The following is a 20,856-nucleotide window of genomic DNA, read 5'->3' on the forward strand; positions in this document are numbered from 1 at the left end:
TATGATCCCGTGAAAAAATTACGGAAGGGTAAATTGTTACTGAACCATATTCACAGTGGTCGTGAGGATCTGCTGTGCAGCGGTGACGACCTTGGTATTTGCCGTATATGCCTGTTGGGCGTTGATTAGATCGGTAAACTGTGTGGCGATGTCGACGTTTGAGTTCTCGACGGAGCCGGTGACCAGAGCGCCTCCGCTGCCACCTACTGCATTGATTGTCGCGGCTCCGGAGGCTTGGGTGGCCGTCTCGATCTGTCCGCTCTTGTTTTGCAGCGCGTCGGGTGACGCGAAGGAGGCGAGGGGAATCTGGGCGATCTGCTTGGAGAAGCCGTTTGTATAGTTTGCGGTGATATTGCCTTGTGTGTCGATCGACAGGTTGCTGAATGCACCGGAAGGTGAGCCATTCTGGCTTACGCCCTGGAGATTCAGACTCGTGCCGGCGTATTGGGTGAGGCCGGCGGTGCTCCCGGGCGCTCCAAAATCCAGCGTGATGGGTTGCGCGCTGCCATTATAGCTCGGCGAGATCTGTAGTTGCCCGGCAGCAGGGGACGTTGTCCCAGTGCCCGCTGTGATCGAACTCAGCGTTCCGTTCGTATTGAAAGCCATAGTTGCGGAACCCACAGTCGAGGGTGTCGCGTTCGGTGAGGAGACGTTCAGTGTCCACGTATTTGCCGAACCAGTGACCGGAGACCAGCTTAGGTTGAGTGGCTGCATGTTGCCAAGCGAGTCGTAGACATCAACCTGAGTGGTGACGGGGGTCGAACTCGGTGTGGTTGGCAACGTGGCCGAAAGTGTAACATTGGAGGTCGGAACCGGCGGAGACGCCCCCTGCGAAACCTGGATCGGTGCGAGCGACGAAGTGTTGACGGTGCCTGTCGTCGGGTTGACGGACCACCCGTCAAGATAGGCGCCGGCGCCGTTTACAAGGTATCCGGATGAATTCAGGGTAAAATCGCCTGCGCGAGTGTAATATTGCTGAGCGTCGAATGTCTGCGTTGTCTTTCCGGCCGTCGTTGTGGTCGGGCCTGGGAGACTGACGTTGAAGTATCCATTGCCGTTTATTGCCAGAGAGAGTGGATTGCTCGACTGCGTTATCGTCCCCTCAACCGTATTTGTGTATTCGGGATTGGCAACAACGGAATCGGGTCCATTATTGGAGGCCGTACTCTGAACAAGGTAGTTGGTGAAGTGAGTATTGACGCCCTTGTAGCCGATGGTCTGGGAGTTCGCGATGTTATCACTGATATTGGTGAACGCGCTGGACTGGGCCTGAAGGCCGCTGACCGAAGTATCCAAAGCACCGAAAATCGACATCCTGTCCTCAGCTCCATAGGGTTGGGGGCTTGCCCGTGGCACTATCGCACATGTCTTGTGCCGCAACGGGCTGTATCCGTTCGCTGACCGTCTTGCACGAAGCGTGCCAAGTGTGGGAACTGAGTTTTGCAGTCATTCGGTCCCATAGTTGAAATTGCCTACCCGGCAGAATCGGCCGGGTTTCATGGATATAGCCCTGCAAATTTTGCCGGCTTGCCTCCGAGAATGCAGCGCCAGCCGCCTTTCGTCGCGTATTTTTGTTTGGCCGATATCTTGCATGTGGGGCGGCATGAGCATTGGAACCGCCATTTCCGCCGTGCCGGCTACGTCGACTGCGAGCGCAGCCGCCGGCGCGACTTCAGGATGCGGAACTGCAGCGCCGGCGTCGACAAGCGCCGTGCCGACGTCGGATTCGTCCGGGCCCGCGAGTGTTTCAGGTACTCGCACCATAAGCGCGGGGCAGGGGAGTGCGGATTGCGGTGCCGGTAAGGCCGCTTCAGGCTCGTTTAGCGCGGCTCTCGCCGGCGCATCGGCATCATCGTCCCAGCACGCGGCGGGAAATGCGTCCCAGTCACCAAGCTCGGCCACGGACGCGAAATCTGCGTCCGATCCACATGCTCATCATGGCAACGGCAATGGAACGTCATCCGCCGCCCTGATGCGCGATCGGACGGCATCACCGCCGGGCGCTGCTTATGCCAATGCGCAGGGCATGGCTCCAGTCGCCACGGAACACGGCAAGGCGCCGAATAAGAGCGGCCATCATGATCTTGCCCGGGCCAACGCGGGGCCCTCTTCGGGCCAGGCGCAGCAGGCGCAGGCTGTGCAGACCTCGCAGCCAACGCCCGTATCGGCAGGCCTATCGGCTCAGGCCTCCGCCGCGTTGGCCGTCCAAGCATTGTCTTCGCATCAGGTCGCCGATATTGCTCCACAGTCTGACTCTCATGCGCCCGTGGTGCCCGGTTTGGCGAGGCAAGTGACACCGGCTACCGACGCCAAGGCACAGTCGGTCCCTGTTGAGGGTTCCGCAGGCTCGCCCGGGTCAGCCACTACCGGGTCGTCGTCTCAACTGGCGGCATCTTCAGGAAGCACGACCTCGGGCGTCCCCCATTCAACAATCGACTCCCTGGCCCGTGAGGCCATCGGCCGTCTCCAATCGGCGGCAGGCGGGCAGGCCCACCACACGGCTGCTGCCGGTCCGTCATCATCCGCGACCGCTCATGCGAGTGCCGAGACACGGATATCTGCGACATCAGCCAATTCGACGGTTGCAAGACAGGTTCAACCGGCAATGTCGTCGGCAGGACCGGCTCCAGTGGTGAGTATCTCGTCATCTGCAGTTCCGGCACTTCCAGGGGGAGGGGAGACGAATGGTGCGGCCAGTAGCGCCTCTTCGAATTCCGTGTCGGGACAGATCGCGGCCGCGTTGGTCGGCGTCAGCCAGATCCAGCCGCCTCAGGGCAGCTCAAGCGCGACGCCAGGCACACGTCTCACCATCGCTTTGGCGCCCCCTGCCATCGGAACCGTAACGCTTCAGATCGACCGCCATGCTGATGGGAGTTTGACTGTTGCGATCGGCGCATCGCATGCTGACACCCTCCAGCAACTGCAGAACGATCGAAATACTCTAAATCAGGTCCTGACGCAGGCCGGTCTGCCGGACACCCATCGAACAGTTACGTTCGACCTGATTGCGCCGCACGCAGACGCTTCTGGTTCGCATCAGGCTAGCGTTGGCGCCGGTGCGAACGGATTTGGTGGCGGCTTCTCCCTTGCCGGAGGCGGGCCTAACGGTGGTTCATCGGGTAGCGAGGGAAGTGGCCGGTTGCCCGTCTACGTACGGAGTCCCGCTGCCGCAGCTGGCATTGCACCAGCCGTGGACACGGTATCATCCGTTCCGGCCGTGACGTTGCGTCGCTTCGGCGTGAACGTCGTGGCCTGACCCAAATCTTCATTTGCAGCGCCGAATTCAATCCAAAAGGAGATCTTCATGACCAGCAGCGTCGCATCAGTTGCCTATCAGCAGAGTCAGCTCACGGCAGCCGCGAATGCCGCCGCTGCAGGCATCGGCTCGTCGACGTCATCAAGCGGTACGAGTGGTGCGTCTGGCACGAGCAGCACATCCGGCACGAGTGGCAATTCCACGACGAGCGCGCTCGGCGCCCTGTCGTCGAACTACAATGACTTCCTGACCATGCTCACGACCCAGTTGCAGAACCAGGATCCAACCAGTCCGATGAGTTCAAGCCAGTTCACCTCGGAACTCGTACAGTTCTCTCAGGTCGAACAGCAGATCAGCACGAACCAGAGCCTGACCCAGCTATTGCAGCTGACCCAGGCCGGCGACCTGACCCAGGCGAGTTCGATGCTGGGAAGCAAGGTGACCGCTACATCGAGCCAGTTGCCGCTGCAGAACGGAACCGGGACGCTCAATTTCACCGCGCCGACTTCGGGGCCGGTCGCCATCGCGGTGTATAACGGTGCGGGGCAACAGATTCTCGATACGTCGATGAACGCGACAGCCGGCAGCAATTCCTGGACCTGGAATGGCAAGGATGCAAGCGGCACTACGGTGCCGGACGGTGCCTACAAGGTTGCGGTGGTCGAAGGAGGCGCGAATGGCAGCACGACGACCCTGCCGTTCACGGTCACCGGAACCGCGACCGGTGTCACCAGCGGGTCGAACAGCGTCTCTCTCCAGATGGGCGGCGTTTCGGTACCTTTCACCGCGGTTACCAACGTCACAAAGTAACGGTCGGCCGGCGCTTACGGCTGAGGATCGACGCACAAAAAGAAGCGCGCCCGGGAACGATGCCAGGGCGCGCATTTTTAGTGGCCGACTGTCTCAGAAGTTATATTCGAGATAGAAGCGGCTGCTGAAATAGGGATTATGATTGTATTGCGTGTAGCCAGCCCGGTTTTCTGCTTGCGCTATATCGGTATCCTCGGCGACCGAGAGCCCTTTCAGCACCGATGAGAGATCATACGATGCGCTAGCATCAAGTGCCCAAAGTTGCTGGTTCGGAATATAGTTCGTGCTCGAGAAACCGTAAGCGCCACCATACGTATAGTTTCTGGAGTCGCCGCCGAACCCATAGCGTGCAAGGTAGCGAATGTACGAGACGTCAACCTTCAGCTTCTTGTTGAGGAAAGCGTAGCTCGTCGTCACACCATATGCATAGCCTGGCCCCAGATTCGCGATGCCGGTTTGCATGGTATCTGTAAAGGAAGTGCCGGTATTATCGTTGTACGGGTGCACAACACCGCCATGGTGGAACGAATTGTACTCGGTCGGCGCGTAGTCGCCAACCAGCGCAATGCTACCATCGCCGAAGGAATATCCTAATTTTGCACCATAGACATGTGCATTGACGCTACCAACATTATTATTCGTCAGAGCGGCGATATTGTTAGAATTTCCAGCGGAATTGCCTTCCGTCAGGGCCTGGACTGCGCCGAAGATGGCCTGGCCATTGCTCAAGGGTTGCACTACGTCGAGTTGGCCATAAACCATCTGCGCGTACTGATAGAAATCATAATACCAGGCCTGCGCGGTCAACTGCATAGAGCCGACGTCGCCGTGATACCGGGCGCCGATGGCGATAAAGCCGTTGGTCGGCTTCGTGCCGGAGTAGCGGTTGGCTGCAGTAAATGAGCTGCTGTAGCGGCTTTCGTAATCAAACATCCGGGTCATGAAGACGCTGAACGCAGCGGGATTATCTTCGAGACTCAGCGCGCCCGCATCGACCTTGTCGGAGCCATTGCCAAGCACGTTCACAACACCGGCAACGCCCATGAAGGCGCGCGGGTTGAACGTGTAGTAGTCCTGATTGGCGTAGGGCGTCTGGATCAGCTGACGGCCGAAACGGATTTCCACTTTCGGCGTCTGATACTGCAGATAAGCCTGCCGGAACGACTGGATGCCAAAATACGAACCGGTCAGTTCGCTGTCGTAGTGTGTGTCGTTCTTGCTGTAGAGGCCGAGCGACTGCGCCGTGTAACCGCCAAGGCCAACACTGAACCCGTTGAACGATCCGGTGTGGGCAATCAGATGCCCGCCGATCGCGAAGGAGTGAGTGCTCTTCGAAGTGTGACCATTATTTGCATAATCGAAGTGAATCGCCCCGATCATGCCCTGGAAGGTGGTCTGCCGCAGTGCGTCGCCCAGGCTCTGCGCGTGCGCGAGCGGTGCGAGGCCGAAAAGGCTGATCACGCCTGCGGCGCATGCTGCGCGGCGCAGCTTCCGCGTCGCAGACCGGGCCGGGACGTCGCCCGCCTGGTTGCTAATGTTTCGCATTATGGTTGAACCTCCATGTTGAAAGACTTTTTTGCTGGCGAAATCCGCGCCTTGCGCGCAGATCCTGCCCGCTGCTTCGCCATCTGCAACGGGTAGACGGGGGCATTGACCGCGCCGGGCCACGCCACGTGGAAGACGCGCGGAAACTGCGTCGCGCGCGAAATTGTGCAAACTGGATGATGTGCTTCAGTCGCCGACGTCGGCATTGTTCCGTCCCCGTTTGATTTCTGTGCCGCGCTGCCCCGAGCTCGCTTGCACGAATTATTTTTGGCTCTTCGACGTCTCAAGTGGAATGGAAGACGTCGAGCATGGCGTTGATGGGCGCGCCGAGCAGGTAGATGATGCACGCGAAGGTAGCGGTGTTGCGATAGCCTCGGGCGCGAGCGCGGGCTGCCTGGAACAGCCCATTGAGCGCTTCGAGGCGGGCATTGGAATGGCCTGACTTCCAGCGTCGAATGATCCGCTTGGCATTGCGCCGTACGGTATCGACGGCCTGTCGAACAGGATCGAGCAGGTGGTCGGGATCGTCCAGCCGGGCGGTGACGTGGTTGAGGAAGTTGGTCAGCCGCCAGCGCGCGGCCTGTGGCGTTGCGGCCAGGCGAACCCAGCGCAGCATCTCCTTGGCGCGATAGGCTTCGGCTGTGGCGAAGCCGCTGTTCTCCAACTGGTCGAGCGCCTGCCGCTGGGCCATGGTCAGGTTTTCCGGTCGCTTCAACGTGGCCCAGCGTACCCCCTTGGGCAGGTTGTGCTGATGCGCCTCGGCGCGCCGCACCTGCTCGACCGCGGTGGTGAAGATCTGCACGACGTGGAACCAGTCCACGGTGACCGAGGCCTGCGGGAAGCTCTCCGCCGCAGCAGCAAGGAAGGCCGCCGACATGTCACACACCACCTCGGCGATGCGGCGGGCCTCGCCGCCGTGCTCCGCCAGGAAGGCCCGGAAGGCGGTCATGCATTCCTTACCCTTTCCGGGGGTGACGAACAGCACCGGGCGCTCGGCCGCATCGAGGTCAATGAACACGGTGACGTAGCTGTGGCCTCGCTTGGCCGCGGTTTCGTCGAGTGCGATCGCCTCGACCCCGCTGAGATCGAGCCGCTCGATCGCCCGGCCGACATAGTACCGCAGAATGCGCCACAGCCGCTGGTCGGTGACGCCGATGATGCGCGCGGCAGCGGCAACCGGCATCTCGCGCATCAGAGCCAGCGCGGCCTGCTCGAACAACAGCGTGAAGCCGCTGTCGGGACGTGCCCAAGGCACAGCAATGCGGAGTACGCCGTGCTCCGGACAGTCGGTGCGTGGCACACGGGCCTCGATGATGCAGGCGTGCTGAAAGAAGTTGAGGTGCCGCCAGCTCAGTTCCTTCCAGTCGTGCGGTTTGCACAGCCGGCCGCAGGTTGGGCAGGGGAAGCGGGCGCCTGGGTCGGCGGCGACGGCCAGATGCAACTCATGCGGCTGGTAGTCGGTTTCCAACCGCTGGTCGACCACGCGCCAGGGTGGGGTCAGTCCGAGGCCGAGGGTGAAGATGTCGCTGCTTGCCATGGCGGTGCTCCGCGCAATCAGAGTGTCCCGTGCGGGCTGGCACCGCATGCCGCGCCAATGCGCGATCGGACTGCGGGATGCGGCTGCTCGGCCCGTCTGCCTCAAGACTGGCGCCGTGCTCGCCGCCGTCAAGAACGCTGCGCGTCGCTACGCGATGGCCTGCGGCCATTCTTGACCGCGGCTGTGCACGACGCCCCGCGCACGATCAGGCCGGGACGAAGAAACGGCACTCCAGCCGAACCAAGAAACTGGCCCCAGCGTGGCAGGGCTGCTACCTGCGGTGGTGGTCACGCCACTTTCAGGAACCGCCGAAGTTCCACTCGCGGCGTCGAGGAGGCTTATTTTTACTCTTTAAGAAACCACTAGAGAGGAGCGTTTTCAATGTCAAGAAAGATTCATATCGGTGGCGTCGCGGCTCGGACGGCGCGATGATTCGGCCGGCGAGGGGGCGCGGATGACCCGCGCGCGCGTGAATTCTGCCTTGGTGCGGCGCATCAATTCGGCGCGGCTGTTCCACATGATCCGCCAGAATCCAGGCATCTCGCAGCAGAAGCTTTCGCAGATTTCCGGTATCGATCCTGCGACCATTTCGATCATCATCAACAATCTTGAATCGGGCGGCATTGTTCGGCGCGACACTGATGCGCCGACCGGCCGAGCCGGGCGGCCAACCACGGCGCTGAGCCTTGATCCGCGAGCCGGATATCTCGCGGGTATCAGCGTCGAACCGGACGCCATCCGCATCGTGATCTCGACCATCGACGGTACCGCCTGCGCCGATCTCGCGGTGCCCGGCAGCACGGCGCCAGAGGCTGCAATCGCCGCCGCCCGCAGCGGCGTTACCGCGGCCTTGCGCTCGTTGCGCGCCACGCGTGCCACGCTTCTTGCCGCGGGAGTCGCCATGCCGGCGCTCGTCTCGACCGGCGGGCGTATCGTCTTCGCGCCCAATATCGGGTGGCGTGATCTCGATGTCGCCGAAAATCTCGCCCAGAAACTGAAGGTGCCGGTCCGTGTCGAGAACGACGTGAAGGCGGCAGCCTTGGCGGAGCACCTCTTCGGAGCAAGCCGCGACATAGCCGATTTCGTTTACGTGATGGGTCGTTCGGGCATCGGCGGCGGGCTCTATTTGATGGGTGAGCTTTACCGCGGCCCTCATGGACTGGCTGGCGAAATCGGCCACATGAAGATTGTGCCCGGCGGACGTGCCTGTGGTTGCGGTGGTCAGGGCTGCTTCGAAGCCTATGTATCCGAAAAGGCAATCCTGAGCGATCTCGCCGCCCGAGGCCACGGGGCGAGAGATGTCGCTTCCGTTCGCAAGGCCTGCGAGGCTGGCGACCCCGTGGCACGCGCCGTGCTCGCCGAGGCCGGGCGTCATCTCGGGCTCGCCCTGGCGAACCTGATCAACATTATCAGTCCGCGCCGTATCGTACTCGGCGGCAGCCTCGCGCAGCTCGCGCCGTTCCTGCTGCCCGCGGCGATGGAGACGCTGGAAGCCAATGCGCTTGCGGCGATCTATAGAGATGTCGAGATCGTCGTCTCCGAGATGAGCGGCAGTGCGGCGGCGATGGGCGGCATAGCCCTCGCGCTCCAGCAATTTCTCGATGATCCGCCGGTTCGCCTCGATCGCGCGCGCCCCACGCCTTCGCCCTGAAATCCCGATCGACTCTCCGGCCACGCAAAAACCCAGCATGTCGCCGTTCAGTTGCCTCCCAGTTGACGGCACCCGAGCCGAGCGCCGCATGACTCTTACATATTTTGGGCAGTTTTTCCGGGTGCAGGCAGGTGGGTCAAGTGTAAATAACAGAATTGCGTCGGCTGGCGAGCAACTAATGAAGAGTGTTGCAGATTTGCCAAACCTGGCGGCAGGAAATTTGAAGGTTGCAAGAAGGCATCGAGATTGTTCCAGATGTCTGATTTTCCTCCAGAAATGAGGCGTTGGCCCAATGCGTGGAAGAGGTCAACGGGCAATCTGGTTTCGAGTTTCGGCGATGTCGAAAGTTATGGCGTCAGATATGCTGCGCTGCAGATTCGCCTGATCGGATCGCCCCTTCAATGGTCGAGGGCAGGCCGGTCGCGGTATAGTCCCCGGCGAGGCGCAGGTTGACGAGCCGGGTGCTTGAGCCCGGTCGGCGCGCAAGCTGTTCCGGTGTCGCAGCGAAGGTTGCACGCTTCTCCTTCACAACGCGCCACGGAGGCATGGCGCGTGGCAGACCGAAACCACGGCGCAGATCGGACCACACTTCGGCGGCAAGGCGATCGGTCTCCTGCTCGAGACGGTCATTCGCCGCGCTGATGGTCACGGAAACCACTTCGGGTTTCTCGAACACCCATTCGGCGGTACCGCCGATCAGGCCGTAGAAGCCGGCCGGCCCCGGATCGATGCCGGCACGGAAATGCAGGTTGATGATCGCCTCGTGAGCGTCGGGCACGGTGAGGCCGGGCAGCAGTTCGGCCGCGACCCAGGGTGGAGTGGCCAAGATGACCCGTTCGTCGGACCCGACGATCTCATCGACATTGGGGCCGACCAGGCCGGTCACCCGCGCATCGGTCATCGTCAGTCCGGCGATCCGCGCACCGAAGCGCAATTCGGCCCCGCTTGCGCGCAGAAAGGCGAGGGCGGGATCGACAAGGCTCTCCGAAAGCCCGATCTTCGGCATACGCGGTATGGTCGCGGCGCCTCCGCGCGCGAGGCTTTCCCGGACAACCGCGGCCAGCGGCGCAGCGGAGGCCGTCTCCGGTTTCGTGTTGAGCGCCGCGATCGCCAGCGGTTCGAGCAGCCGATCATACAACGTGCCCAATCCGCCAAGCATCCCGGCCACTGTGTCTGTTACCGCCGCGCGTTCGAGCCGGCGCAGCGCGAGATAGTCCAGCGCGTCAGTGCCAGGCACGCGCCAATCCCGGCGCAGCACCCACCAAGGCAGCCTGCCGCGGTTGAGCCGCAGCGTCCAGGCATCGCCGGAAATAAGGTCGATGAACGGAAAAAGCGGGCGGCTCGGCCCGGTCAGTGTTTCCTCGGCGCCGATCCGCCGCAGATAGGCCATCGTGCTGCGGTTGCCCGACAGCAGAAGGTGGTTGCCATTGTCGATGCGGCAGCCAAGTGCGGCGTCGTGATAGGAGCGGCAGCGCCCACCGGCCCATTTCGCCGCCTCGTACAGCACCACCCGGCACCCCCGCGCGGCGAGGGTTGTCGCCGCGGACAGCCCGGCCATGCCGGCGCCGATCACATGGACGCGGGTCATCGGTGCCGGTCAGTCCGGATGAGAAGCTCGGCGGCAAGGCGCAGCTTGCGCCAGGCTGGCAGGCTGAGCCGGCGCTCGGGATGGGCGAAACCCGCCGCGCGCATCACCCCCAGCAACGGCCGATAGGCATCCGCCATCATTCGTGCCGGCAGCACGGCGCGGCGGTCGCAGCCGCGCATCGCGGCAGCGGCCTCAGCGAAATGTTGCTCGGCCAGCCCGGCGATCTCGGCCATTGCCCGCTTCAGTCCCGGATCGGCCAGCAGCGTTGCCGGATTGGCAGCAGCATCGGCAGCCTCCAGCGCCTCGCGCGGGAGATATATTCGCCCCCGCGCCGCATCCTCGCCGACATCGCGCAGGATGTTGGTGAGTTGCAACGCCCGGCCGAGATGATGTGCCACCCTGTCGCCCTGTGCCGAAACCTCGCCGAACACCCGGATCGACAGCCGGCCCACTGCCGAGGCCACACGGTCGCAATAAAGATCGAGCGTGGCCATGTCCGGCGCGATGATCGGCGCGCCGGCATCCATCTCCATCCCGTCGATGATCGCGTGGAAATCCTCCCGCCGCAACGCGTAGCGCAGCGAGGCATCGCGCAGCAGGCGGGTGACCGGGTCATCACCGCCTTCGGGCAGCGCGTCGATCCGCCGGCGCCAGGCATCGAGCCCTTCGCGCTTCGCCGCAAGCGGCGCCTCTTCGTCGGCGATATCGTCCACGATCCGGCAGAACGTGTAGATTGCATACATCGCGGTGCGGCGCGGCGCAGGGAGAACACTCATGCCGCGATAGAAGGACGTGCCGGCGGCGCGCGTCGCGGCGGCGACGGTTGCGGCGTCATCGGCGAAGCGCGCGGCGTTGGCGGGAATGAACATCAGAGCAGGCGTGGAAGGCCGGCGAGTACGGCGCTGATGGCGTCGTTACGGCGCAGCTTCACGCGCCCGGCCAGCGGATCCTCCCGCAGTAGGCGGCGGTGCAGCCGGCGGGCGAGGCCAACGATGATCGCCGTCTCCACCCGCAACCCGCGGGCGACCACGAATCCCGGAAGACGCGCCGCCTTCGCGTTTAACTCCGCCGTCCTTTTCAGCATCGCATCGAACACCGAGCGCAGTGCCGGGGGAGTCGCCTTCGCGGTGACGGCGTCCGGCCCGAGCCCGACCGCCTGCAACCAGTCACCGGGGATGTAGGACCGGTCGAGGGTGTCGAAATCCTTCGCGCAATCCTGAAGGTGGTTGAGCACCTGCAGGCTGGCGCACAGCGCGTCGGAGGCAGGCCAACTCTGGCGGCTCTCGCCGTGCAGATCGAGCACGTAACGTCCGACCGGCGCCGCCGAATAGCGACAATAGCGCATCAACTCGTCCCAACTCGCATAGCGTGTCTTGGTCGCATCCTGCCGGAAGGCAACGAGCAATTCGCGCGCATGGACCGGATCGACGTTGGTCTCCGCCAGGCTCTCGCGAAGCCGTGCCGCCGAAGGCGAACGCGTCGGATCGTCGCCGTCCAGCACCGCTTCCATTGCATCGAGGCGGGCGATCTTTTCCGCCGGAGCAAGATCGGGATGATCGGCGATGTCGTCGGCATTGCGCGCGAACGCGTAATAGGCATGCACGTGCCGGCGCAGCCCGGCGCGAATCAGCCAAGAGCCGACCGGGAAATTCTCGTCACCGCGGTCCTTGCCAGAAGCGTGTTCGATGCTCGCGGCGGCACTCATGCGTCGGCTCCATAATCGCGGCTTTTCCAGGCAGCCCCCGTGCCACGCCAATAGCGCAGTGCGGAGGCCAACGTCGCCTCCATATAGACAAGCGCGATCAGCGGTAGTGCCAGCCCCCAATACCAGCCGCGTCCGTAGCGCCGCAGCGTCGGCTGATAGCTCAGCACCGCGAGCAGCGAGGCAATCAGCCCGCACAAGGCCGCGACTTCATGCCCGAAAACGAGGGCAAGCGGCGGCACCAGCCAGACGACCGCCAGCCCAGCCAGCGTGAGCGCGAGCAGCAGCCCGGAATAATGCAGCTGGGTAAAGGCAGTGCGCGAGATCATCGCCCTGATGTCGGCAAGCCGCGGATAGGGGCGGATCGAGCGAGCGAGGCCGGAATGCCCGAGGAACACGGCGCCGCCGCGCTTGACCCGGCCGGCCAGCGTGACGTCGTCGATCAGCGCGCCGTGCATCGCCGCGAGCCCGCCAGCCCGCTCCAGCGCCTCGCGCCGGATCAGCACCGTGCCGCCGGCCGCGGCGGCGGTGCCGTCGAGCGGATCGTTCACGCGGGCGAACGGGTAGAGCATCTGGAAGAAGTAGACGAAAGCCGGCACCAGCGCGCGTTCGGCGGCGCTTTCGCAGTTCAGACGCACCATTTCCGAAACCATGTCGAGCCGCGCGCCGCGCTCCGGTGTCACCAACCTCGCGGCCAGCGTCGCCAGATGCCGCGGATCGTGAACAATATCGGCATCGGTGAACAGCAGCACTGGCGCCGCGCCGTGCGCCACTCCCTGCTCCAATGCCCAGAGTTTGCCCGACCAGCCGGCTGGCTTTTCGCCGCCGCGCAGCAGGGCAAAGCGCGGATCGCCGTTCGCCGCCCGGATCGCGATGTCGCCTGTACGATCCGTACTGCCATCGTCGACCAGGATCACCCGGAACGGCCCGGCATAATCCTGAGCCAGCAGCGATTGCACGACCGCCCCGATCGTTTCCGCCTCGTCGCGCGCCGGCACGATGATGTCTACCGGAACCGCGGTTGCCGGCCGCGCCGGGGCGAGTTCCGGGCCGCTCTGCCAGAACTGGCCGTGCAGCAGATATAGGTAGATCCAAGCCAGCAGCGCGAGCAGGGCAAGCAGGGTCATGCGGTCGCTCCATCCGGCTCGAAGGCGAGGCTCGGCAGTAGGCCGCGGCGGCAGAAATCGGCGAGCGCATCGCGCATCGCTTCCTCTGCCGGGCGGGCATGATAGCCGAGTTCCCGAACGGCCTTCTCCGAAGAATAGAACATCCGCTTTCGCGCCATGGTCAGCATGTCGCGCGTCATCAGCGGCTCATGGCCCGAGATCCGCGCCCAGGCTTCCATGAGCGCCGCAACCGGCATCAGCGGGCCGATCGGCAATTTTACCCGTGGCGGCGGCTTGCCGGCCAGCCGTGTGATCATTCGCCCGATTTCGGAGAGCATGAGATTCTCGCCACCGAGAATATAGCTCTCGCCGCGCCGTCCCCGCGTCAGAGCAAGCACATGACCCTCGGCGACGTCATCCACATGCACGATGTTCATGCCGGTCTCGACATAGGCTGGCATATGGCCGCGAGCGGCGTCCAGCACCATGCGGCCGGTCGGCGTCGGCTTGATGTCGCCTGGTCCAACCGGGGCGGCCGGATTGACGATGACGATATCCAACCCCTCGGCGACAAGCTTCTTCACCGCCAACTCGGCCTCGTATTTCGACCGCTTGTAGGGGCCGACATGATCCTCCGCCGCATGCGGCGTCGCCTCGTCGGCCGGGCTGCCATCGTGAGTCAGGCCGAGAGCGGCGACGCTGCTGGTATAGACCATCCGGCACGCCCCGTCCGCCTGTGCCGCGCGGAACAGGGCAATGGTGCCGTCGATATTCACCGCCCGCATCGCCGTCGGATCGGGCACGTAGAGACGATAATCGGCGGCCACGTGAAAGATGTGCGCGCAGCCCTCGACCGCTTGCGCCAACGAGTTTGGATCGGTGAGGTCACCGACCACCCGCTCGCCGGGCAGTTGCGCGAGATTGCGCATGTCGCTCGAAGCGCGGTGCATCAGCCGCAGCCTGAAACCGTGCCGGACCAGCGCTCGGGCCACGGCGGCGCCGACGAAGCCGGTCGCGCCGGTGACAAGAACCGGCCGGTCGTCGGCGATGGGGCGCGCAACCGTCTCGAGCGGAGAAGAAGAATCGCTGCTCATGCCTGCCATGGAAAAATCCTGCCGAGGGCATACTTGATTGCCGGCGCCGAGGCAAAGTGCAGGCCCCCCGGCGATGGCAATACCCCGGACCCGCGCGATCTGCTAAGGGCGAACCAGTGGTGTCAGGCCGCGCCCTTTTTCCGGCTTGCGGAGTGAGTGAAATCAAGTGTTGGGATCTTATCCTGCCCGTCTCTCCTTGCTGAGCGCCGTGTCGTGATCCGCCGTCTCGGCATCTGGCCGGCCGTGTTCGCGCTGGTCGGACTCCTCCTCTTCACCGGCACGATCGCATGGCTCGGCTGGGGCGATGTGATTCGCGCGCTCGAACGGATCAGCCTGCCCGGCTTCATCGCCTATCTCGGCGTGCAGATGGTGATCATCGCCGGACTCGCGTTGGCCTGGCGGCTTTTGCTGCGCCGCCGCTATGGCGGAAGCTTCCTCCTGCTCTACTGGGGCCGGATGGTGCGCGACTCGGCCGGCGAATTTCTGCCCTTCTCGCATGTCGGCGGGTTCGTGATCGGCGGCCGGGCCATCGCCCTGGGTGGGGTCGCCTTCGCCGACGCGGCGGCCTCGACGCTGGCCGACGTAACTCTCGAATTCCTTGCCGAACTCGTCTTCGTCGGCATCGGCGTGATTCTGCTGGTAGCCTTGGTGCCGGACAGCGCTCTGGTGCTGCCGATGAGCATCGGCCTCGCCATGGCGCTGGTCGCCGGCCTGTCCTTCCTGCTGATGCAGAAGGGGATGAGCCGCCTTTTCAGTGGGCTGGCGATGCGGATCGCCGGGCAATCGGCCGATGCCGCCTCGATCGGGATCCAGCGCCTGCAATCCGCGCTCGATACGATCTATGCCCGCCGCGGGCGGCTCATCGCCGCCGGCGCGATGCACCTTCTGTGCTGGTTCGGCACCGGCGTCGCCTCCTTCGTCGCCTTTCGCGCGCTGGGCCAGAATATCTCGCTCCGCGATGCCCTGGCGATCGAGGCACTTCTGCACGCGATCCTGTCCACCGGCTTCTTCGTTCCCGGCCGACTCGGCGTGCAGGAGGCGGCCTATACATTGCTCGGCGCCGTATTCGGCATTCCGCCCGACATTGCGCTTTCGGTCTCGCTGCTGCGGCGCGCGCGCGACCTTCTGATCGCTGTACCCGTCCTGCTTGCCTGGCAGGGCATCGAGGCGCGCCGGCTTCAGCCCGTCTCCGGCGACCTGGGCTGACAGGCGGCCTTGTCCGCACTGAGGCGGTCCCCCATCTCTTGTCTCACGAACGAAAGAGGGATTCGGGGAATGCACCTGATAGGTTTTATCATTCTTGGCCTGATCGCGGGCTGGATCGCCAGCCAGATCGTCGATAACGGCGGCAAGGGACCGATCCTCGATATCGTACTCGGCATCGTCGGCGCGCTAGTCGGCGGCCAGATTTTCCTTGCGCTTGGCTTCGCGCCCGGTGGCGGCTTTCTCTACAGCCTGTTCGTCTCGGTCGTCGGCGCGGTGATCATACTCGTTGCCTATCATGCCCTGCTCGGTCGTCGCCGATTGTAATATTCTGTTCAATACAATTTGAAGTTGTGATATTCTCCGCGCCATGGTGGCGCGGGAGGAAGGTTCTGCAATAGGCCGGCTGATCCGGCTTGACGGATTGCGCGGCGTTCTCGCGATATATGTGCTGGTCGGCCATCTGGTACCGTTCCTGCCATTGCCGCCGCTGGCCATGTGGGCTGCGCAAGGGCTTGTGAGCCACGGTCTCGCTGCGGTCGACCTGTTCTTTGCCCTGTCCGGGCTGGTGATCGTGCAGTCCATGACCCGGTTCGGTCGCCGCCCGGGATCGTTCCTCGTCGCCCGCGCACGCCGGCTTCTGCCCGTCTATATGATTGTACTGGTCGGCTCGACTCTGTTGATGCTCAAGGGGGGCTCGCCTTTCGCAACCATGCCATGGCTCGCGCCCGGCGACCCGGCGGCCGATATCTGGCCGGCTGGCCCGCCGCAGCACCCTGTCTTCGAGATACTGGCTCATCTGGTCTTCCTGCACGGGGCGTTGCCGCACCGCTTGCTGCCGGACGGCCCCTTCGCCCTCCTCGGCCCGGCCTGGAGCCTTTCGACCGAATGGCAGTTCTATGCGGTAATCGCGCTTGTCGCTCTCCGGTGCGATGGTCGCGATGGCACCCTTGTGCGTCTTTCGCTGGCTCTCATCGGACTGGCCGTTCTTGCCCGGATCTATGCCGCCTGTATCCCGGCTCCCTGGCGGTTCAGCAGGGCCTTTCTGCCGAACGAAGCCGCCTATTTCGCGCTCGGCGTCGCTGCCTCGCGGTTCTGGTCCGGCGATCGGGTAGGGGCGTGGAGGTTGTTCGTGATCATGCTCATCATGACGATGGCACTCGGCGCCAGTCACGGCGCGGGTTGGGGGCGGCTTGCCAAGCTCTTGCCGCCTCTTGCCTGGGCGATTGCGGTTGCCGCCCAGCGCGTACCCGCATGGCGGCCGTTCAGGCTACTGGCGCGATGTCTCGGATCGCCGCCCGTGCTTTGGCTTGGGCTGATTTCCTATCCACTCTATCTGGTGAACGAACCTGTCGGCCGCGCGCTCGCCTTGGCGCTTGGCCCGATTCTATCCGGCAGCCCCCTCCTGTTCGGGCTCTGCTGGGGCGGGGCGACGGTGGCTGGGTCGATCATCCTGGCCGCTATGCTGCACTACGGCATCGAGCGCCGGTTCCTGCGCCGCCGGCGGATTGTCAGGCCGCCGGTTGCGGTGCCGGCAACAGGCGGGGCGTAGACTCGGGATTCGTCCGGCGCAACCAGCCGAGCGAACCGATTGCCCCACATTTGCGGCAGGTCGGCTGCCACGCCTCGTGTTCGGTGTCGCAGGTCGCGCAGACCCATACGCCTTTGCCGCCGCCGTGCCGTTCGTGCCGTTCGGCCTCGCCGACCAGGTTCGCAGCGCGGGCCGTGCGCGCCAGTAACGCCTCGCTCTCCGGATGCCCGGGGTTGAGTTCGGCGAGTTTGGCCGCTGCCGTCGCCCGTTCCAGCGGCGATGTCAGCGCCGCCAGCCAGGCATCGGCAAGGTCGGGATGCGGCGCGATCCGCCAGCCCCGCTTCAGCGCCCGCTTTGCCCGCCAGGCCTGGCCAGCCTTCGCACGCGCCTCGAAAAGTGCGAGATGCGCTTCCGGCAGGCCCGGTGCCAAGCGCACGGCGTCCCGCGCCCAGTCGATCGCCAGCGGTTCGCCAGCCACCTCGCGTGAGGCCATGATAGCCAGCGCCGCGCGCGCCGCCGGATCGGTCGCCAGCCGCGCCGCCTCGCTGAACCGTCCCTGTCCCAGCGCGATCCGCACCCGCTGCTCGCGCAACCACGCCGAATTAGGATAAGATGCCGCCGCCTGGCGGGCCTGTTCTGCCGAGCGCGCCAGCCTGTCTGGGTCATCCTGGGGCAGTGGGCGTGCGGTCAGCAGGCCGCGCCAACCGAGGAATCCGGCATCGCCATGTTTCGCCAGGTTGGAGAACAGCGCCTCGGCCCCCGCAGCGTCGCCCGCCTGTCGCGCCGTTTCGGCGCTCACATAAAGCGTGAGCGGCGCCTCTGGTGCATGCCGCCGTGCGGTTCGCGCATGGCCGGCGGCAGCTTCGGTGTCGCCCGCTGCGAGCGCCGAAAGCGCGCGCAGCGCGGCGGAATCGGCGGCATCACGCCGCGCGCGGCCGCGCCTCACCGATATCCGCCTGGGCAGGCTGAGTGCCCCGCGCAGCAAGCCAAGTACCAGGACAACGACAACAATCAGCAGAACCAGCAGCAGGATAGCCACCGGCGTCGATGCGGTGGCGGCATAGGTCCCGATCTCGACAGTCACATGCCCTTGCAGGCCGGCAAGAAACCAGGCGATGCCCAGCAGGGTGATCGCGACGAGGGCGAAGCGGAAGGCGCGCAGCATCAGGCCTTCTCCGCCATTCCGGCAAGCGCCGTTCGCGCCGCAAGAAGCCCGCTGGCTTTTTCGGTCCAAGGCTTCATTGCCGTGGCTGCGTCCGGCGGAAGTTTCGCGAGGACAGCGAGGGTTGCCTTCAGATCATCCCGTCCAAGCGCGGCCTGCGCCTTGCCGAGAATGCCCTCGGCCAGGCTGCCGATCAGGACCTTGTCGCCATGCCGCACGGTGACGAGGCTTTCCACCCGCGCTTTCGTCCTCTGCCAGAACCCGCCTTGCGGCGCGGCGTCACCGGCAGCGTGTGTGGCGGCTTCCGCATAGGTCGGGAAGCTTGCCTTCAGCCCGGCAAGCGTCGGTGGCTTTGCGGTGGCGTAGGCGGCGAGGGCAGCCGGTGCGCCGGGAATATTGCCGAGCGGCAGTCCGTTCTGCAGATTCAGGCTCGCCTGCGCGATCAGAGCCAGGGTCTTCGCCTTTGCCGCGAGTGCGGGCAGGTCGCCGCTCTGCTGCCGCAGCCGCGTCACCGCGGCGTGATCGGCGAGGGTGGTGGTCGACAGCGCCGCGATGCTGGACTCGATCTTGCCGATCCGCGCTGCGAGATCGGCGGGCAGGGCGGGCGCCGGTTCGGCGGGCACTGGCTTTTTCGCCTCCGCGGCAACAGTGGTCAGTTTCTGCTCCAGCGATGCCACCCGATTTCGCAGCGCGCCGATCCGGGTTGACAGCTGCGCGATCCGGGCTGACTGCCCCGCCGCGTCGAACTGGGCGCGAAGCAGAAAGACCTCGCCGACAGCAAGCGCGAGAATGGCGACGGTCACGAGGCCGAGCGCCGTGCGCCTGTGCCGGGGCACGTCCGTCGCGGCCTGTGCGGTCGCGGGGTCGGCAGCCTGAGGCTCTGGCGCGGCGGCTAGCGCCGGTTCGCCGGTGGCGGAGGGAGCGGTCGGGGTCTGGTTCGGGTCGTGCTCGGTCATGCCAGTATCGTTATCATGTGATCCTGATCGGGCGAAACCGCGCTGCGGATGTCGCGGAAGGGCAGGCGCGTGAGCGGGGCCGCAGCCGCCGGGCTGATTGCCACGGCAATCGCCCCGGCCAGCGCCCCGTCGAGCCCCGCCTCAGTGATGAGGGTCACGAAACGCCGCGCACTGGCTGGTGAGAATACCATCACCCGGTCGATTTCGCCTGCCTCCAGCGCCGCCTGGGCTGCCGCGTCGAGCTGCCGGGCCGGGCGCGAGCGGTATACCACCCGACGTGTCACCCGGAAGCCGCGGCCGCGAAGATCAGCAGCGAGATCCATACTGTGCCCCGCACCACAGGCCAGCAGCAGCCGTGCGCCGGGATCGAGCCGCTCACCCAACAGCGCCGCCAGTTCCCGTGCCGTTCCGGCGGCGCTCGCGACGTCGATGAACCCGGCTGCCCGCGCGCGGGCGGCGGTGGCATCACCCACCGCGAACAGCGGCACGGCCCGCAGTGCCGGTGGCAGGCCGGGCAGCGCCTGGGTGCTGGCGATCACGATTCCATCCACCAGCGTTGGCAAAGCCCCCGGCAATGGTTCGATCTCAAGACAGGGTGCGAGAACCGGCACATATCCTGCCGCGCGGAGGGCGGCGGCGGTGGCGCTGCCGCCCGGTTCGGGGCGCGTCACCAGGACGGTGAGCGGCTCTGTCGCACCGGGGTCAGTCAAGAAAGATGTCGGCCGGGCTGTCGCGCCGCAGCGAGGCACCGAGTTCCGCCCCCAGTCGCACCGCATCGGCGGCGTTCGCCACCTCGCTGCGCTTCAGCAGGAAACTGCCATCCGGACGCGCTGTGAGCCCTGTCAGGTGCAGATTGCCATCCGGCAGCAGCCGTGCATGTCCGCCGATCGGCGTGCGGCAGGAACCGTCAAGCGCAGCGAGCAATGCCCGCTCTGCCTTGGAGACTGCCTTCGCCTCGTGATTCTCGATCGCCGCGAGCAGTTCGGCGAGCCGGCTGTCTGCCGCCCGCACGGTAATCCCGACAATCCCCTGGCAGGCGGCTGGCACCATCGCTTCCGGGTCGATGGCTGCGGCCACCTCCTCCTCGAATCCAAGCCGCCGCAGCCCGGCGAGAGCGAGCAAGGTTGCATCGAACGTGCCAATGCGTGCCGCATCCAGCCTGGTGCGGACATTGCCGCGCAGCAGGCCGATCTGTAGGTCGGGCCGGGCATGCAGCAGTTGCGCCTGCCGCCGCACCGACGAGGTGCCGACCCGCGCGCCCTTCGGCAGGCTCGACCAGATATCGCCGTCGTTCACCGGCCCGAGCCCGTCGGCAAGGATCAGCGCGTCGCGGGCGTCCTCGCGCTTCATCGTGCAGGCGAGGATGATGCCGTCCGGCAATGCGGTCTCGAGATCCTTGAGGCTGTGCACTGCGAAGTCGATCCGCCCGTCGAGCAGCGCCTCATGGATTTCCTTGGCGAACAGCCCCTTGCCGCCGATTTCGGCGAGGGGGCGGTCGGTCACCCGGTCACCGGTCGTGCTGATGATCTCGGGCGCGAAGGCATCCGGCGCGAAACCGAGGGCCGGGCAGATCTCGCGCAGCGCCGCGAGGAACATGTCGGTCTGCCGGAGGGCTAGCGGCGACCCGCGGGTGCCGACTCGTAGCGGCAGCCGGCGGCCGGAATGGGGGGCGACTTTGCTGCCCGACGAGCTTTCCTGGTGCATCTTCACTGCTT

Annotated in this window: 19 protein-coding genes; 6 read left to right on the forward strand and 13 right to left on the reverse strand. The window is 64.9% G+C overall.

Annotation, left to right across the window (positions count from 1 at the left end; translation table 11 throughout):
* Positions 1-36 precede the first annotated feature (36 nt).
* Positions 37-1,314 carry a flagellar hook protein FlgE gene (gene flgE / locus ACRY_RS02985; RefSeq protein WP_011941286.1) on the reverse strand — a complete coding sequence of 426 codons (1,278 nt, stop codon included), beginning with the start codon at positions 1,312-1,314 and terminating at the stop codon, positions 37-39.
* A 132-nt stretch (positions 1,315-1,446) separates the two neighbouring features.
* Positions 1,447-1,902 carry a hypothetical protein gene (locus tag ACRY_RS20120; RefSeq protein ID WP_011941287.1) on the reverse strand — a complete coding sequence of 152 codons (456 nt, stop codon included), beginning with the start codon at positions 1,900-1,902 and terminating at the stop codon, positions 1,447-1,449.
* A gap of 814 nt (positions 1,903-2,716) precedes the next feature.
* Here ACRY_RS20120 and ACRY_RS20125 point away from each other — a divergent pair.
* Together ACRY_RS20125 and ACRY_RS02995 are read left to right on the forward strand one after the other, a co-directional pair.
* A complete protein-coding gene (locus ACRY_RS20125) occupies positions 2,717-3,256 on the forward strand; it encodes a flagellar hook-length control protein FliK (protein WP_231295322.1) in 540 nt (179 codons plus the stop codon).
* A gap of 48 nt (positions 3,257-3,304) precedes the next feature.
* A complete protein-coding gene (locus tag ACRY_RS02995; RefSeq protein ID WP_007421308.1) occupies positions 3,305-4,066 on the forward strand; it encodes a flagellar hook assembly protein FlgD in 762 nt (253 codons plus the stop codon).
* A gap of 93 nt (positions 4,067-4,159) precedes the next feature.
* Here the strand turns inward: ACRY_RS02995 and ACRY_RS03000 are convergent, their stop codons facing one another.
* Both ACRY_RS03000 and ACRY_RS03005 read right to left on the reverse strand, forming a co-directional pair.
* Positions 4,160-5,611: a hypothetical protein gene (locus tag ACRY_RS03000; RefSeq protein ID WP_011941289.1), complete on the reverse strand. Its 1,452-nt coding sequence runs from the start codon at positions 5,609-5,611 to the stop codon at positions 4,160-4,162.
* A gap of 283 nt (positions 5,612-5,894) precedes the next feature.
* Positions 5,895-7,148, reverse strand: coding sequence for an ISL3 family transposase (locus ACRY_RS03005; RefSeq protein ID WP_011930454.1), 1,254 nt, complete (start codon positions 7,146-7,148; stop codon positions 5,895-5,897).
* Between the two features lie 403 nt (positions 7,149-7,551).
* Here ACRY_RS03005 and ACRY_RS03015 point away from each other — a divergent pair, with 403 nt between their 5' ends.
* The gene (locus ACRY_RS03015; protein WP_035186559.1) at positions 7,552-8,799 is read left to right on the forward strand and encodes an ROK family transcriptional regulator; all 1,248 of its coding nucleotides are present in this window, start codon (positions 7,552-7,554) and stop codon (positions 8,797-8,799) included.
* Positions 8,800-9,154: 355 nt separating this feature from the next.
* On the opposite strand, the gene hpnE is transcribed toward ACRY_RS03015, so the two are convergent.
* The 5 genes from hpnE to hpnA are packed head-to-tail and all read right to left on the reverse strand — an operon-like array spanning position 9,155 to position 14,289.
* Positions 9,155-10,387, reverse strand: a complete 1,233-nt coding sequence (gene hpnE, locus ACRY_RS03020) for a hydroxysqualene dehydroxylase HpnE (protein WP_011941291.1) — start codon at positions 10,385-10,387, stop codon at positions 9,155-9,157.
* A complete protein-coding gene (gene hpnD, locus ACRY_RS03025) occupies positions 10,384-11,256 on the reverse strand; it encodes a presqualene diphosphate synthase HpnD (RefSeq protein ID WP_011941292.1) in 873 nt (290 codons plus the stop codon). Before hpnD ends, hpnE begins: the two co-directional genes overlap by 4 nt.
* Entirely contained in the window at positions 11,256-12,092 is an 837-nt protein-coding gene (gene hpnC / locus ACRY_RS03030; protein WP_007424606.1) for a squalene synthase HpnC, read from the reverse strand. Before hpnC ends, hpnD begins: the two co-directional genes overlap by 1 nt.
* Positions 12,089-13,216 carry a glycosyltransferase gene (locus ACRY_RS03035; RefSeq protein ID WP_011941293.1) on the reverse strand — a complete coding sequence of 376 codons (1,128 nt, stop codon included), beginning with the start codon at positions 13,214-13,216 and terminating at the stop codon, positions 12,089-12,091. Before ACRY_RS03035 ends, hpnC begins: the two co-directional genes overlap by 4 nt.
* On the reverse strand, positions 13,213-14,289 hold the full coding sequence (hpnA, locus tag ACRY_RS03040; RefSeq protein WP_050751129.1) for a hopanoid-associated sugar epimerase: 1,077 nt from the start codon (positions 14,287-14,289) through the stop codon (positions 13,213-13,215). The genes ACRY_RS03035 and hpnA overlap by 4 nt, the downstream gene beginning before the upstream one ends.
* A gap of 213 nt (positions 14,290-14,502) precedes the next feature.
* Between hpnA and ACRY_RS03045 the strand changes: the two genes are divergently transcribed.
* From ACRY_RS03045 to ACRY_RS03055, 3 genes are all read left to right on the forward strand, one after another.
* Positions 14,503-15,495 carry a lysylphosphatidylglycerol synthase domain-containing protein gene (locus ACRY_RS03045; protein WP_007424609.1) on the forward strand — a complete coding sequence of 331 codons (993 nt, stop codon included), beginning with the start codon at positions 14,503-14,505 and terminating at the stop codon, positions 15,493-15,495.
* Positions 15,496-15,564: 69 nt separating this feature from the next.
* Positions 15,565-15,819 (forward strand): GlsB/YeaQ/YmgE family stress response membrane protein, encoded by a 255-nt coding sequence (locus ACRY_RS03050; RefSeq protein WP_007424610.1) that lies wholly within the window; start codon positions 15,565-15,567, stop codon positions 15,817-15,819.
* Between the two features lie 43 nt (positions 15,820-15,862).
* Complete coding sequence (locus ACRY_RS03055) at positions 15,863-17,044, forward strand: acyltransferase family protein (protein WP_011941296.1); 1,182 nt, start codon at positions 15,863-15,865, stop codon at positions 17,042-17,044.
* Here the strand turns inward: ACRY_RS03055 and ACRY_RS03060 are convergent.
* Genes ACRY_RS03060 through hemC form a run of 4 tightly spaced genes read right to left on the reverse strand, consistent with a single transcriptional unit; the run spans position 17,004 to position 20,845 of the window.
* The gene (locus ACRY_RS03060) at positions 17,004-18,188 is read right to left on the reverse strand and encodes a heme biosynthesis HemY N-terminal domain-containing protein (RefSeq protein ID WP_007424611.1); all 1,185 of its coding nucleotides are present in this window, start codon (positions 18,186-18,188) and stop codon (positions 17,004-17,006) included. The two genes, ACRY_RS03055 and ACRY_RS03060, sit on opposite strands and share 41 nt — an antisense overlap.
* Positions 18,188-19,141: a COG4223 family protein gene (locus ACRY_RS03065; RefSeq protein WP_007424612.1), complete on the reverse strand. Its 954-nt coding sequence runs from the start codon at positions 19,139-19,141 to the stop codon at positions 18,188-18,190. Before ACRY_RS03065 ends, ACRY_RS03060 begins: the two co-directional genes overlap by 1 nt.
* Complete coding sequence (locus ACRY_RS03070) at positions 19,138-19,851, reverse strand: uroporphyrinogen-III synthase (RefSeq protein ID WP_011941297.1); 714 nt, start codon at positions 19,849-19,851, stop codon at positions 19,138-19,140. Before ACRY_RS03070 ends, ACRY_RS03065 begins: the two co-directional genes overlap by 4 nt.
* Positions 19,844-20,845 carry a hydroxymethylbilane synthase gene (hemC, locus tag ACRY_RS03075; RefSeq protein WP_011941298.1) on the reverse strand — a complete coding sequence of 334 codons (1,002 nt, stop codon included), beginning with the start codon at positions 20,843-20,845 and terminating at the stop codon, positions 19,844-19,846. Before hemC ends, ACRY_RS03070 begins: the two co-directional genes overlap by 8 nt.
* Between the last annotated feature and the right edge of the window lie 11 nt (positions 20,846-20,856).

This window comes from Acidiphilium cryptum JF-5 (genome assembly GCF_000016725.1).
In the GTDB taxonomy this organism is placed as follows: Bacteria; Pseudomonadota; Alphaproteobacteria; order Acetobacterales; family Acetobacteraceae; genus Acidiphilium; species Acidiphilium multivorum.